The organism is Mesorhizobium sp. M0296, assembly GCF_040321675.1.
Lineage (GTDB): Bacteria > Pseudomonadota > Alphaproteobacteria > Rhizobiales > Rhizobiaceae > Mesorhizobium.
In genome coordinates this window covers 53,653-68,027 of the sequence record NZ_JAMYRZ010000031.1, presented here as the reverse complement: position 1 = coordinate 68,027, position 14,375 = coordinate 53,653, and the positions used below count along the sequence as shown (strand labels likewise).

The following is a 14,375-nucleotide window of genomic DNA, read 5'->3' as shown; positions in this document are numbered from 1 at the left end:
CTCAATGCCCTTCCGTCTCTTTGTTCGCCTGGCGGATGTTCCAGACCATGATCGGAATGACCGCTATCATGATGATGATGGCGATGGTGGCGCCGCGGCCGAAATCGCCGCCGCCGCGGAACATCCAGTCGAACATCAGATTGGCCAGCACCTGGCTGTTCCACTGGCCGTTGGTCATGGTCAGCACGATGTCGAAAACCTTCAGCACCAGGATGGTGATGGTGGTCCAGACCACGGCGATGGTGCCCCAGATCTGCGGCACCATGATCTTCCAGAAGATCTGGAAAGGGTTGGCGCCGTCGATGACGGCGGCTTCCAGCGTCTCTTCCGGAATGCCGCGCAAGGCCGACGACAGGATGACCATGGCAAAGCCGGTCTGGATCCAGATCAGGATGACCATCAGGAAGAAGTTGTTCCAGAACGGCAGCGAGATCCAGACCTGCGGCTGGCCGCCGAAATACTGGATGATGGCGTTGAGCAGACCGATCTGCGTCTGCCCGTCGCCGCGATATTCGTAGATGAATTTCCAGATGACGCTCGCGCCGACGAAGGAGATGGCGAGCGGCAGGAAGATCAGGCTCTTGGCGATGGTGCCCCACCAGATCTTGTCGGTGAGCACGGCGATGATCAGCCCGAGGAAGGTGCAGGCGGCCGGCACCACCGCCAGCCAGATGATGTTGTTGAGGATCGAGTTGCGGAACTCGCGGTCGCCGAACGCCCATTGATAGTTGGCCAAGCCGACGAAATGGGCGCCGCCGCGATCGAGGAACGACAGCCTCAGCGTCTCCACCACCGGGTAGATCAGGTAGATGGTGAGGATGATCATCGCCGGGCCGACGAACAGCCAGGGCCGGATCACCCCCTGCCGGCGCAGATTGTTGATCGCCGCCTTGCCGGAAACGCCGCGTGCTGGAAAGATCGTGTCGAGTGCCTTGTTGGCGCCCCAGAAATAGGCGACGCAGCCGCCCACGCCGATGATGATGACGAATATCGCCGAAAAAATCTGAGCCGCCATGGGTCCCTCCCCCTGCGCACGGATCCGCCAGTCGAGAATGGCTTTGGCGACGGGATCATGCGCCGATTCAGTTGTCTGGAGCGCGACCAGCCGGAAAGCAGGTCACTGGGCGCGCGTCATGCCGGAATGCGTTGTACTCACGACAATCGACGCGACGCCAAGCACCGGATAAGGTCCGGGCCGTTTGAGGCCCGGACCACATCACATTGGGAACTCAAGCCGGCCGCTTACTTGATCGCGTCCCAGCTTTTCTGGATGTCAGTGGCGACGTCCTGGGCGGACTTGCCGCCGACCAGGTCGATCATGCCGGTCCAGAACGCACCGGCGCCGATCTTGCCCGGCATCAGGTCGGACCCGTCGAAGCGGAAGGTCGAGGCGTTGGCCAGGATCTCGCCCTGCTTCTTCAGCGCGTCGCTAGCATAGGCGTCCTTGTTGACCGATTTGAACGGCGTCACGAAGCCGCCCTGTGCCATCCAGATCTCATGAGCGAGCGGCAGCTTCAGGAATTCAATGAACGCGCGGGCACTCTTGCTATCTTTAGTGATCATGGCCAGCGTGCCGGCGCCGAGCACCGGAGTGCCGAGCTCGGGCTTGGAGGCGTAGGGCGGGTAATAGAAGAAGTCGGCATCCTCGCCGATCTTGGTGCCTTGCGGGAAGAAGGTCGGGATGAACGATGCCTGGTGGTGCAGATAGCATTTCGGCGGCACCGAGAAGAGGCCCTTCGGGCTGTCACGGAAATCGGTCGCCGCAACCGCCTTGGCGCCGCCCTCGACCATCTTGTCGTCGGTCGCGATCTTGCCGAAAATGTCGATCGCGTTGACCACTGCCGGATCGTTGAACGGAATTTCGTTCTTAACCCATTTGTCGTAGGTCTCGGGCGTCTGGGTGCGCAGCATGATGTCTTCGACCCAGTCGGTCGCCGGCCAGCCGGTGGCGCCGCCCGAACCAAGCCCGATGCACCATGGCGTGCCGCCGTCGGCGATGATCTTCTTTTCGAGCTCGGCAAGCTCTTCCTGCGTCTTCGGCACCTTGTAGCCCGCTTCCTCGAAATTGTCCGGCGAGTACCAGACCAGCGACTTCACGTCGGCCTTATACGGAAAGGCGAAGAAGCCGGGTTTGCCGTCCTTGTCCTTGAACGTGCCGAGGTCGACCCAGGATTGGCCGGCGCCGTAATTGTCCTTGACCCAGTTGGCCGTGTCGTCGCCGAGCGGCGTCAAAAGCCCCTTCGATGCCAGATCCTGGATCAGGCCCGGCTGCGGCAGCACGGCAATGTTGGGCGGGCTGCCGGCCTGCGTGTCGATGACGATCTGCTGCTCGTAATTCTCCGACGAGGAGTACTTGATCTCGGCGCCGGTGGCTTCGGAGAAGTAATCGAGGACGGTGCGGATAAGCCCTTCGTCCTCGCCGCGCCACGGCCCGAAGATCGTCAGCGTCTCGCCCTTGAGGTCGACCTTCTTGAGCTCCTCGTAGTTGGCCCAGTTGAAACGGGGATCTTCGCCCGGCTTGAACTTCAGTTCGGCTTGCGCCGGCATGGCGAGCGCAAGCGTGGCAAACGCAGCGCCCAGCAGAAGCATTTTCTTCATCGGTATTCCCTCCCAGTGGTGACAAACACCGAACGAAACCTCCATTCCGTCCGCCGGCGCTGCAGGACTGTGACTCAGTCGGAAAGGAACTGCAACCTTTCGTAGAGTCTTCCAAAGCGCTTTGGTGATTTTGATCTCGCCACTGAATTGATCCGGAGTCAAGAGAAAGCCAAATTAATCGATTTAATTTCTGCGGTCGAGTGCCAGCGAAAGTGCGCTGCAGCACAGTTTTCTGGCGGTGCAGCAGCAAATTCGGCTTCAAACCGGTCCGAACCGTGCGTAAGGTCATTGCGCTCGGCGGCGCAGTTCGTAGCGGCCGGCTCGATTCAGATTAAAAGCGCTTTGAGGTTTGGAGGCCTCCGGTGAACCTCAAGCAGCTCTCCCATGTGCTGGCGCTTTCGCAGACTACGGTGAGCCGCGCATTGAACGGCTACCCGGAGGTCAACGAGGAAACGCGCCGGCGGGTGGTCGATGCCGCCAAGCGTCACGGCTATCGCCCCAATCCGAGCGCCCGCCGGCTGGCGACCGGCAAGACCGGCATGATCGGCTATGTGCTGCCGACGGGGACGACCGTCGACATCGACCCGCATTTCGTCGAGTTCCTGTCCGGCCTCGGCGACTATGCGCGTTCGCACGAGCTCGACCTGGTGCTGTCACCGGCCGATGCCGACGACCAGGAGACGACGTACCGCCGCATTGTCGCCAACCGGCAGGTCGACGCGGTCTATATCTCCTCGCCGAGGCCGGCCGACCGGCGGGTGGCGCTGGTCAATACGCTCGGCATTCCTTTCATCGTCCATGGCCGCAGCGAAGGCTTCGATTTCGAGTATCCGTTCACCGACATCGACAATGAGGGCGCCTTCCACGAGGCGGCGCGGCTACTCGTTCAGCTCGGTCATAGGCGTCTGGCGCTGATCAATGGCGACGATCGCGAGACCTTCGCCATCCATCGCGAGCGCGGCGTGCGCCGCGCGCTTGCGGCGAGCGGCCTGGTGCTTCGTGATCAGCATGTCTGTTCGCTCACCATGACCGAGGAGAACGGCTACCGCGCCGCCCGGCGCTTGCTGGAACAAAGCGACGCGCCGACGGCGATCGCCTGCTCCAGCCTGATCATGGCGCTCGGCGTGGTGCGCGCGGTGCGCGATCTCGGCCTGACCATTCCGGGCGACCTGTCGCTGATCGCCCATGACGACGTCTTTCCCTGGCTGAAGCCGGAAAATTTTTCGGTGCCGCTGTCGACGACACGTTCGTCGATCCGCCTGGCCGGCGCACGCATCGCCGAACGGCTGGCGGCGCGGATTTCCGGCCTGGAGGAGGGCACTCGCGGCGAAGTCTGGCCGGTCGACCTGGTGGTCAGGGGATCGGTCGCCGGCGCGCCGGCCTAGAGGCAATCACTCTGAACGGCCGAGGTCGACTCTTGGCGGCTGTTAGCCAGCACCAGCGGGTGCGTCCTGGTCTCAGGCCGCGGATTTGAGGTGATCGATGAAGGCGCGCAGCTTCGGCAGGACTTGGCGCTTGCCGGGATGATAAAGGAAAACACCCGGCGTCGTCGTGGCGACGCCGTCGAGCACCGACTGGAGTTTTCCTTCGGCTATCGGACCTTCGGCGAGTGGTCGCGGCGTCTGCGCCAGCCCGACGCCCCGCATCGCGGCCCCGACCAATGTCGAATAGTCGTGCGCAATCAGCGGGCCTGAGACGATCGCTTCGATTGCACCGTTACCATCGATGAACGACCAGGGTGCGATGGCGCCATTCGAGCGGCGCAAGCGTAAGCAGGCGTGGTGGCGCAAGTCGTCGACACGCTCGGGACGGCCGTAGCGCTCAAAATAGTCAGGGCTGCCGACGACTACGAACGAGAACGGCGGGGTCAGCCGCACCGCGACCATGTCGGCGGCGATGAGTTGCCCGAGGCGGATGCCGGCGTCGAACCCGCCGGTCGCGAGATCGACCATCTGGTCGCTCACGGCGATCTCCAGTTCGATCTCAGGATAGGCTTGGCAGAACGACGCGAGCACCGGCTCCAACATCAGCGGCACGATAGCGCGAGGCACAGACAGACGTAGCAGACCGGTCGGCCGCTGGCCGATATCGCGAGCAGCCTCGCCGGCCGCAACGAGCTCCTCGAATGCCGGGCCGGCACGATCGAGGAACCGCTGGCCAGGTTCGGTTAAACCAACGCTCCGCGTCGTGCGGACGAACAGCGCCGTGCCCAGGCGAGCTTCCAGCGCGCGCACCGCTTGGCTCACGGCGGATGGCGTCACGCCGAGATCGGCGGCGGCACGGCGGAAGTTGCGGCGCCTGGCGACGGCCAGGAACGCCTCGACGCCCTCCAGCGCACCATGTCGGACTGTGTAGTTCTGCTTCATAGGTTGTTGTGATTACACTGGATAGTCCAATTGCGGTAGCGGGCTTAAAGCCGCGTGAACCAACTGTTGAGAGTAGGCCAAATGTCCACGGAAATGGTGTTCCAAACCCATCTTGTTCTCGGCTACGTCGCGTGGCTGCTTTGCTTCGGCGCGTACGGTTTGCCGTGGCTCAGGTCGATGGACCGGGTCGCAGCGCAACGCGCTATCGCCACGCTGCACAGCTTCCGCTTCTTCGGGCTCGTCTTCATGGTTCCAGGCGTCGTAAGCCCCAATCTGCCCGCCGATTTCGCCGTATTCGCCGCCTACGGCGATTTCGCGACTGGCGTGCTGGCCATGCTGGCGCTGCTCACGCTGAGGATACGCCCGCTCTTCTGGCCGTTGGTCATCGCCTTCAATGTCGCAGGGACGGTCGACCTCATCGTCGACTATTACCACGCCATTCAGATCGGCCTTCCTGCACGCGCAGGCGAACTGGGCGCCACCTACGCGATCCCGATCATCTACGTACCGCTGCTGATGATAACGCACATCGCCGCATTCTATTTTCTCCTACGTCCTCAGCAAAACGCGACCTGAGCGGGCTATTCCTTCGCCGCTTCGGCCGCCTTGGTGTCCAGCAGCCCAAAGCCGAAATCATTGTCGCGCCCCTTGGGGCCGAGATCCTTTGCCGAGGCGGCAAGTGCTTTCTCGACCCAGTCGGCGGAGCGGTCGGGCGCGGCATGCAACAGATTGGCGATCGCGCCGGTCACGATCGCCGCTGCAAAGGAAGTTCCGGTCACCATGTCCGAGCCGGCGCCGCTCGGCGCCACCATCTCGACGCCGGGAGCGGAGATGAAGACGTAGGCGCCGCGATTGGCCTGCGGCATCAGCCCGTCCTTGGCATCGGTGGCCGTCACCGCGATCACGCCGTCGAAGGCGGCCGGATAACCATAGGGCGCCTTCGGTCCGTTATTGCCGGCGGCCGCAACCAGAACGATGCCAAACGCACGCGCATTGCGGCAGGCGATGCCGAGCAGGTCGTTCTTCGGGCCGACGAAGCTCATATTGATGATGCGGACGTCCTGCTCCGCCGCCCAGTCGAGCGCCGAAAGGATGACGTCCATGGTCGACTTGCCGCCCTCGAAGGCGCGGGCGTGATAGATCCTGGCGCCCGGCGCCATGCCTTTGAACGCGCCGGTGCCGGCAATCAGTCCATCGACCGAAGTGCCGTGGTCGCGCGCCTTGATCGGCACGTCGGGCATGGCATCGAACTGCCCGGCGATGACGCCGGAGAGCGCCGGATTGCCGTCATCGATGCCGGTGTCGATGACGCCGACGCGCACATTCTCGCCGCTGGCTTTGTCGGCATCGAGCGCGATGCGCTCGAACGCATAATTGACGATGCTGGCCGCCTGCTGCAGCGAGTAGACATGGTTGGCCTCACGCCGCAACGTACGGCCGTCGGCGGCAAGTTGCGCCAGCACGACGCCGACCGGGCGGCCATCGGGAATGCCGAAGCGCACCAGTGTGTTGCCGAGCAGCCGCGACTGCCGCTGCGAGCGTATCTCGAGGCCGAACGAGGCCGCGATCTGCTGGACCGCGCCGGCATCGCCATTGACGGTGACCAGCACCTCGTCGGGCACGAAATCGCCGGTCACGGCGCGCGGCGGCTCGGTTGCCACAGGATCGGTCGGCGCAACCACCGCACCGCCCGGCGCGGCAGCCTGTATTGCCGGCGCGACGGCGGGTGGGGCCGCAGTATTGCCAGGAGGTATCGGCGCCTCGGTGACTACGGTAGGATTGGGGAACAGGTCGACAATCAAACCCGGAAGAAACACCGCGCCCGTTGTTCCATGAGCCGGCGCTTTGCCGCCATCCTTCACGCCGCCGCCATCCTTGGCGCAGTCGGCGTTGGCAGCACTTCCCCGGTTCAGGCAGTCGATCTCAGCCTGGGTGAGGTTCGGGTCATTGGTCTGCGCCATTGCGGACGCGGCGAAGATTGTCATCGCCGCCGTCAATCGAATGACCGCCTCAGCCGCCATCAGCCGGTTTCCTTCCCTCCAGCGCAGCTTCGGTGAAAGGCTGGGCGGCAATAAGGCCAAGCAGCTTCTGATAGTCGGCGGCGGTCTTGGCCGGAACGCCGAGGCGGAAGACGCCGTCGGCGGTCGGCCCGCCGGCGATCTTCAATTGGTTCTGGTCGAGAAAAGCGATGATGTCGGACAGCTTCGCAGCCGGTTTGAACTTCACAAGTGCAAACGGCATTTTGGCCAGATCGTCTTCCGATCCGGCAATCTCGAAGTCGCCACCGCTGTTGCCGGTCTGCACAAAAGACTGCACGACGACCAGAGCCAGCAGCACCGCGGCCGCGGCCCAGGCGACGCCGACCGGCACCGCCATGAAGCGGCTCCAGGCTTGCGCCAGCCAGGACGATGCCGCAGGCGCTCGGGACGGGCCGGCCTCGGCGTCGAGCGCCTTGGCAAAGCGGCTGAGCGCATCGGCCGGCGGGCGGATTGCCTCATTTGCGGCAGCGGTGCCGGAGAATTCGGCCTCGGCCTCGCCCAGTGCGGCCATCGCCGCCGGATCGCTCGCCAGCCATTCCTCGATGGCTTCGAGCTCGGTGCCCTCCAGCGAGCCGTTCAGATAAAACGGCAGCAGCATTTCCATTTCGTCGCGGCGTGACATTTTTTCAGCGGCGCTCATGGCCACCCCCTGTCGTAACCGGCGGCCTTGAGGGCTTCGCCGAGTTTCTTGCGGGCGTAGAACATCCTAGTCTTGACCGTTGCGACCGGGATGCCGAGTACCTCGCCGATCTCGCTCACCGATTGCCCGTGATAATAGGCAAGGTCGATCACCGTGCGGTGCTCTTCCGGCATGGCATCGATAAAGCGTCGCAAGGCGGCGGCCTTGTCTTCCTTCATCGTCACGACTTCCGGCGTGTCGGCGCCGTCGGCGACCTGGGCCGCGTCATCGTCGTCGATCCAGTCTTCCTTCTTCTTGCGCAGCAGGGACAGCGCCTTGAAGCGGGCAATGCCGAGCAGCCATGTCGAGACCTCCGAGCGCCCCTCGAAGGCCGGTGCCTGCCGCCAGAGTTCGAGGAACACCTCGTTCGCGATATCGTCGGCCATCAGTTCCGATCCCGTCTGGCGTGCCACGAAGCGGTAGACCCGCGCGTGGTGGCGCATGAACAGGAGCCGCACGGCGGCACGGTCGCCTTTCGCGACCCGCTCGACAAGCGCGCGATCGGTCTCCGCGGCCGTCATCGCCGGTCGAGCCGCCTGGCTCCTGCCTGCTCTGTCGCTGATCGGCCCAAAAAGGTTCACCGCATCCGCCCGTATATTTGCGGAGGCTAACTGAAGAGCGGGAGCGTTGCCAGAGGGAGAAGAGGGCGCGCGCTCAACTCAGGAACGGCTCTGCCTTCATCGTCGCCGGCACCGGCACGCCGAGGCGCGCAAGCACCGTCGGCGCGAGCTGCAGCTGATCGAGCAGCGTATTGGCTTCCGGACCCTCGCCGGATCCGAAGTAGTAAAGTGCGAAATCCTGCATCTCCTCGTCGTGGCCGCCATGATGGCCACGATCGGTCTGGCCATGATCGGCGGTGACGATCACCTCGTAGCCGGCTTCCCGCCAGCGCGGCAGAAAGCCGGCGAGCATGGCGTCCATTGCATAGACGGCATGATCCATCTCGTGGCAGTCATGGCCGAAGCGGTGGCCCATCGAGTCCAGAGTACAGCTGTGCAGGATGCCGTAATCGATGCCGTAGCGCCTGGTCAGCATGGTCAACGTCGCGAACAGGTCGACGTCGCTCGGCGTCATCTGGTTCCTGGCATTGTAGCCGGTCATGGTATGGAACCGGCCATGGCTGATCGGCCTGCCCGGCTGATCGAACTCCATGTCCTCGACCAGGTCGAACGGATAGGCCCGGAAGAATTCGGACCAGTAGGAGTGGGTGACCGCACCGGTCTTGCCGCCGGCCCTGCTGACTTCGGAAAAGATGTCCGGCTGTTCGACGCGAAACCGGTTCTCGTTCGACAGGATACCGTGCACTTGGGGCGGCACGCCGGTGTGGATCGAGGCATAGCAGGATGCCGAAGTCGACGGCAGCACGGAGCGCATTTTCCATACGCGGGCTTCGCCTGATTGCACCCAGCCTTCGAGATTGCCCATCAGCCGTCGCCAGTTCCGGTAAGGCACGCCGTCGAGGATGATGAGCAATAGTTTTGTGTTGAGCGCCAAGGGCGCCTCCATGCGGCTTAATCGGAAAAGTCAGGGCGGGCCTGCCGTTCAATCCACGCCCGGACAGGATCGTCGGGCGCAAAGGGCGACCCGCTAGTTCCCCGCGCTGGCCATGCGCCGTCCCTTGATCGCCTTTTCCAGCCAGCCGATCTCCATTTCGGGCACCGACGATAGCAAAAGATCGGTGTAGGCATCGAAGGGCGGCGTCAGCACCTTGCTCTTGGCCCCGTAGCGCACCACTTCGCCGCGATACATCACGGCGATCGAATCGGCGATCGACTTGACCGTGGCCAGGTCGTGGGTGATGAACAGATAGGCGACGTTTTCCTCTTTCTGCAGCCCGAGGAGCAGCTCCAGTATGCCGTGGGCGACCAGCGGATCGAGCGCCGAGGTCACCTCGTCGCAGATGATCAGCTTCGGCTTGGCGGCGAGCGAACGGGCGATGCAGACGCGCTGCTTCTGGCCGCCCGAAAGCTCGGCCGGATAGCGGTCGACATAGCCTTTGCCCATTTCGATCTTGTCGAGCAGCTCGGCGACGCGTTTGTCGCGCTCGCGCCCGCGCATCCCAAAATAGAATTCCAGCGGCCGGCCGATGATGGTTCCGACCGTCTGGCGCGGGTTCATCGCCACGTCGGCCATCTGGTAGATCATCTGCAGTTGGCGAAGATCCTCCTTCGGCCGGTCGGCAAGCCGGTTGGCGAGCGGCCGTCCGTCGAAGGTGACGGCGCCTTGTTCGGGCGGCAAGAGGCCGGTGATGGCGCGCGCCAGTGTCGATTTGCCGGAGCCGGACTCGCCGACCACCGCCAGCGTCTGGCCGGGGAAAATATCGACCGAGACGTTCTTCAGCACCTTGATGTGACTGCGGCCATAGGCGGCGGTGATGTTCTTGACCGACAGGAACGGGCTCGTGCCAGGCTGCTGCTCCTGGTGTTCGATCTCATGCACCGAAACCAGCGCGTTGGTGTATTCCTGGCGCGGCTCCTTGATGATCTGGCGGGTGCCGCCCCATTCGACCAGCCGGCCGTGGCGCAGCACCATGATCTCGTCCGAGACCTGGGCGACGACGGCAAGGTCGTGAGTGATGTAGAGCGCCGCGACATGCGTGTCGCGGATGGCATCCTTGATCGCCGCCAGGACGTCGATCTGCGTCGTCACGTCGAGCGCCGTGGTCGGCTCGTCGAAGACGATCAGGTCGGGTTCCGAGCACAGCGCCATTGCCGTCATGACGCGCTGCAGCTGACCGCCCGACACCTGGTGGGGGAAGCGCTCGCCGATGCTTTCGGGATTCGGCAGGCTGAGCTTCTTGAACAGCGCCACGGCGCGCTTTTCGGCTTCGGCCCGCGTCGCCGTGCCGTGCAGGAGTGCTGCCTCGACCACCTGGTCCATCAGCCTGTGCGCCGGATTGAAGGCGGCTGCCGCCGATTGCGCGACATAGCAGACCTCGCGGCCGCGCAATTTGCGAAACCCTTCGTTGCCGCCCTTCAAGATGTCGCGGCCATTGAGGATGACCTCGCCGCCGGTGATGCGCACGCCGCCGCGGCCGTAGCCCATCGACGACAGGCCGATGGTCGATTTGCCGGCGCCGGACTCGCCGATCAATCCGAGCACCTTGCCCTTTTCGAGCGTCAGCGAGACATCGTGCACCAGCACGATGTTCTTCGGCGCCTCACCCGGCGGATATACCGTGGCCTCGATGCGCAGATTGCGGATGTCGAGCAGCACGCCGGACTTCGGTTGCCCGGGCTTCGGTTGCCCGGGCTTCGGTTGCTTGTCAGCCATTACCCGCGTCCTCCCTTCAGGCTTGTCGTGCGGTTGAGCACCCAGTCGGCGACGAGATTGACGGAAATCGCCAGCGCTGCGATCGCCGCCGCCGGAATGAGGGCGGCGCCTATGCCGAAGACGATGCCATCCTTGTTTTCCTTGACCATGCCGCCCCAATCGGCGTCCGGCGGCTGCACGCCAAGCCCGAGGAAGGACAGCGTCGACAGGAACAGTACGGCATAGATGAAGCGCAGGCCGAGTTCCGAAACCAGCGGCGACAGCGCATTGGGCAGGATTTCCCGGAAGATGATCCAGCCGCTGCCTTCGCCGCGCAGCTTGGCCGCCTCGACATAATCCATGACGTTGATGTCGACGGCGACCGCCCTCGACAGGCGGTAGACGCGGGTCGAGTCCAGAATGCCCATGACCAGGATCAGTGTCACGAGATTGGATGGCAGCACCGACAGCACGACAAGGGCCATGATCAGTGTCGGGATCGACATCAGGAGATCGACGAGACGCGACAGAAGCGTGTCGAACCAGCCGCCGAAAACCGCTGCCGAAAAGCCGAGGATGGCGCCGAGCGAGAAGGACAGCGCGGTCGCCAGCACCGCGATGAACAGGGTGATGCGGGCGCCGTAGATCATGCGCGACAACAGATCGCGGCCGAGATTGTCGGTGCCCAGCCAATGCGCCGCGGACATCGGTTCCCAAGGGACGTCGCTGACGATCTCGGCATTGCCATGCGGCGCGATCCACGGCGCAAAAATTGCTGCCAGCACGAACAGCGCCGTCAGCACGATGCCGACCAATGCCGGGATGGGGATGCGTTTGATGACGAGCATACCCGCCCCCCTCATTTCGGATGTCTGAGGCGCGGATTGGCGATGATCGCCGCTATGTCCGCGATGATGTTCAGGCTGATGTAGACGGCGGCGAAGATCAGCCCGACCGCCTGCACCACCGGCACGTCACGCTTGGTGACGTGGTCGACGAGGTATTGGCCCATGCCTGGATAGACAAAGATAACTTCGACCACGACGACGCCGACGATCAGGTAAGCGAGATTGAGCATGACGACGTTGATGATCGGCGCAATGGCATTGGGGAAGGCATGCCTGCGGATGACCGCGAAGGCCGAAAGCCCCTTGAGTTCGGCGGTTTCGACATAGGCCGACTGCATGACATTGAGGATCGCGGCGCGCGTCATGCGCATCATATGGGCTAGCACCACCAGGGTCAGCGCCGCCGCCGGCAGTGCGATGGCCTGAATGCGTTCGCCGAAAGGCATCCCGTCATAGACAGTGGAAATGGCGGGAAACCATTGATGTTGCACCGCGAAGAAAAAGACGAGCACATAGCCGACGAAGAATTCCGGGAAGGACGTCGAGGCCAGCGCCATTCCCGAGATCAGCTTGTCGACCCAGCCATTGCGGTAGCGCACCGCGATCAGCCCGAGGATGATCGCCAGCGGCACCGCGACGACCGCCGCCCAGAAGGCGAGGAACAGCGTGTTCCACAGCCTTCCCTTGATAGAGGTTGCGATATCCTGACCGCTCGACATCGCCGTGCCGAGATCACCGGTCAGAATGCCGCCGAGCCAGCGAAAATAACGGATGTAAGCGGGATCATTGAGGCCGAGCTGCTCGCGCAGATTGGCGAGCGACTCCGGTGTCGCCGACTGTCCTAGGATGGCTTGCGCGACGTCGCCGGGCAGGATCTGGGTGCCGGCGAAGATCAGGACCGAAACGGCCAACAGCAGCAGAATGCCCAGCGCAATGCGCTGGGCCACCAGTTTCACGATGGGTGAGGACATATCCGCAAGGCCGGGCTCAGGCTTCGAGCCAGCACTTCGCCAGAGCATATCCGTTCATCAACTCCTGATGCGGATCATCCACCCACCCGGCAACCTTGGCGCCCGTCGCGTCGATAAACTGATTGAACATCGGCAGGATCAGGCCGCCCTCGTCGCGCACCATCACAGCCATGTCGTGGTACATTGCCTTGCGCTTGGCCTCGTCGAGCTCGGCGCGAGCCGCCAGCACCATCTTGTCGAAATCCGGACGCTTGAACCGTGTGTCGTTCCAGTCGGCCGTCGACAGATAGGCAGTCGAGTACATCTGGTCCTGCGTCGACCGGCCGCCCCAGTAGGAGGCGCAGAAGGGCTGCTTGTTCCAGACTTCCGACCAATAGCCGTCGCCCGGCTCGCGCTTGATCTCCAGCGTGATGCCGGCCTTGGCAGCACTCTGCTGGAACAGCTGTGCAGCATCGACGGCACCGGGGAAGGCGACGTCCGACGTCCGGAGCAGGACGGCACCGTCATGGCCCGACTTCTTGTAGTGGAACTTGGCCTTGTCGGGATCGTATTTGCGCTGCTCGATCTCGGTGAATAGCGGGTACGATGCATTGATCGGGAAGTCGTTGCCGAGCGAGCCATAGCCACGCAGCACCTTGTTCAGCATCTCCTCGCGGTCGATCGCCAGCTTCAACGCCATCCGCAAATCGTTGTTGTCGAACGGCGCGGTGTTGCAGTGCATGATGAAGACGTAGTGGCCGGGTCCCGAATGGTTGCGGATGGTGACACCGGGCACGCGCTTGATCAGATCGACGATCTTCGGCTCGACGCGGTTGATCATGTGGACCTGGCCGCCCTGCAGGGCGGCCGTACGCGCCGTGGCGTCGTTGATGACGATGATCTCTATCTGGTCGGCATGGCCCATCTTGTCGCCCTGCCAATAATTGGCGAAGCGCTCGCCGCCATGGCGCACGCCGGGCTCGTTGGTGGTGACCTTGTAAGGACCCGCCGAGATGCCGGCATCGGCCTTGTCCTTGCCGCCATTCGGCTGAATGATCAGGTGATAGTCGCTAAGCAGGTAGGGCAGGTCGGCATTCGGCTCCTTCAGCGTCAGCACCACTTCCTTGCCGCTGGCCTTGATGCTCTCGATGCCTTTCATGTAACCGAGCGCACCGGACTTTGACTTCTCGTCCGAATGGCGTTCGAGGGTGGCGGCCACGTCCTCTGCGGTCACCTTCTTGCCGTTGTGGAACTCGACGCCATCGCGGATCTTCAGCGTCCAGGTCTTGGCGTCGTCCGACGAGCCGATCTCTTCGGCGATGCGGTTCTCGAGCTTGCCTTCGGGAGACAGTTCGACGATCAGTTCGCCCCACATCTTGCCGAAGGCGAACGGCACCTGCGTCATAAACAGCGCCGGATCGAGGCTGTTGGTGGACTCGCCACCGACCAGGCCGGCCTTGAGCGTGCCGCCCTTGACCGGACCCGCCGCGCGGGAAGCGCTGGATAGCAGCGAATTGGCGATGGTTGCGGTGACGCCAAGCGCTGCTGCCCGGCCGAGAAAATCGCGACGGCTCAGCTTGCCGGACGCAACGCGCCGGCTCAGATATTCCAGTTCGTTTGACATGTTGAGTTCCTCACTCTGT

13 protein-coding genes are annotated in these 14,375 nt (G+C 63.4%); 2 read left to right on the top strand and 11 right to left on the bottom strand.

Annotation, left to right across the window (positions count from 1 at the left end):
* Position 1: 1 nt before the first annotated feature.
* Both NKI97_RS25430 and NKI97_RS25425 read right to left on the bottom strand, forming a co-directional pair.
* Positions 2–1,015, bottom strand: a complete 1,014-nt coding sequence (locus NKI97_RS25430) for a carbohydrate ABC transporter permease (protein ID WP_023680221.1) — start codon at positions 1,013–1,015, stop codon at positions 2–4.
* 227 nt (positions 1,016–1,242) lie between these two features.
* Complete coding sequence (locus NKI97_RS25425; RefSeq protein ID WP_352452249.1) at positions 1,243–2,598, bottom strand: ABC transporter substrate-binding protein; 1,356 nt, start codon at positions 2,596–2,598, stop codon at positions 1,243–1,245.
* Positions 2,599–2,960: 362 nt separating this feature from the next.
* Here NKI97_RS25425 and NKI97_RS25420 point away from each other — a divergent pair, with 362 nt between their 5' ends.
* Complete coding sequence (locus tag NKI97_RS25420; RefSeq protein ID WP_352837189.1) at positions 2,961–3,983, top strand: substrate-binding domain-containing protein; 1,023 nt, start codon at positions 2,961–2,963, stop codon at positions 3,981–3,983.
* 72 nt (positions 3,984–4,055) lie between these two features.
* Here NKI97_RS25420 and NKI97_RS25415 read toward each other — a convergent pair whose 3' ends face one another.
* Positions 4,056–4,964: a LysR family transcriptional regulator gene (locus tag NKI97_RS25415; protein WP_352469841.1), complete on the bottom strand. Its 909-nt coding sequence runs from the start codon at positions 4,962–4,964 to the stop codon at positions 4,056–4,058.
* A gap of 81 nt (positions 4,965–5,045) precedes the next feature.
* On the opposite strand from NKI97_RS25415, the gene NKI97_RS25410 reads away from it, so the two are divergent.
* Complete coding sequence (locus NKI97_RS25410) at positions 5,046–5,540, top strand: DUF8737 domain-containing protein (RefSeq protein ID WP_352837186.1); 495 nt, start codon at positions 5,046–5,048, stop codon at positions 5,538–5,540.
* Between the two features lie 5 nt (positions 5,541–5,545).
* Here the strand turns inward: NKI97_RS25410 and NKI97_RS25405 are convergent, their stop codons facing one another.
* The 8 genes from NKI97_RS25405 to NKI97_RS25370 all read right to left on the bottom strand — a co-directional run bounded on the left by NKI97_RS25405 (position 5,546) and on the right by NKI97_RS25370 (position 14,356).
* Positions 5,546–6,985 carry a S8 family serine peptidase gene (locus tag NKI97_RS25405; protein WP_352837183.1) on the bottom strand — a complete coding sequence of 480 codons (1,440 nt, stop codon included), beginning with the start codon at positions 6,983–6,985 and terminating at the stop codon, positions 5,546–5,548.
* A complete protein-coding gene (locus NKI97_RS25400; RefSeq protein ID WP_352837180.1) occupies positions 6,975–7,643 on the bottom strand; it encodes an anti-sigma factor in 669 nt (222 codons plus the stop codon). Before NKI97_RS25400 ends, NKI97_RS25405 begins: the two co-directional genes overlap by 11 nt.
* Positions 7,640–8,203, bottom strand: a complete 564-nt coding sequence (locus tag NKI97_RS25395) for a sigma-70 family RNA polymerase sigma factor (protein ID WP_352452243.1) — start codon at positions 8,201–8,203, stop codon at positions 7,640–7,642. Before NKI97_RS25395 ends, NKI97_RS25400 begins: the two co-directional genes overlap by 4 nt.
* A 133-nt stretch (positions 8,204–8,336) precedes the next feature.
* Entirely contained in the window at positions 8,337–9,176 is an 840-nt protein-coding gene (locus tag NKI97_RS25390) for an alkaline phosphatase family protein (RefSeq protein WP_352837177.1), read from the bottom strand.
* 93 nt (positions 9,177–9,269) lie between these two features.
* Positions 9,270–10,955 (bottom strand): ABC transporter ATP-binding protein, encoded by a 1,686-nt coding sequence (locus NKI97_RS25385; protein WP_352837174.1) that lies wholly within the window; start codon positions 10,953–10,955, stop codon positions 9,270–9,272.
* Positions 10,955–11,782, bottom strand: a complete 828-nt coding sequence (locus NKI97_RS25380; protein WP_352452240.1) for an ABC transporter permease — start codon at positions 11,780–11,782, stop codon at positions 10,955–10,957. Before NKI97_RS25380 ends, NKI97_RS25385 begins: the two co-directional genes overlap by 1 nt.
* An 11-nt stretch (positions 11,783–11,793) precedes the next feature.
* Complete coding sequence (locus NKI97_RS25375; RefSeq protein ID WP_352837171.1) at positions 11,794–12,753, bottom strand: ABC transporter permease; 960 nt, start codon at positions 12,751–12,753, stop codon at positions 11,794–11,796.
* 16 nt (positions 12,754–12,769) lie between these two features.
* Positions 12,770–14,356: an ABC transporter substrate-binding protein gene (locus NKI97_RS25370; RefSeq protein ID WP_023676219.1), complete on the bottom strand. Its 1,587-nt coding sequence runs from the start codon at positions 14,354–14,356 to the stop codon at positions 12,770–12,772.
* Positions 14,357–14,375 lie beyond the last annotated feature (19 nt).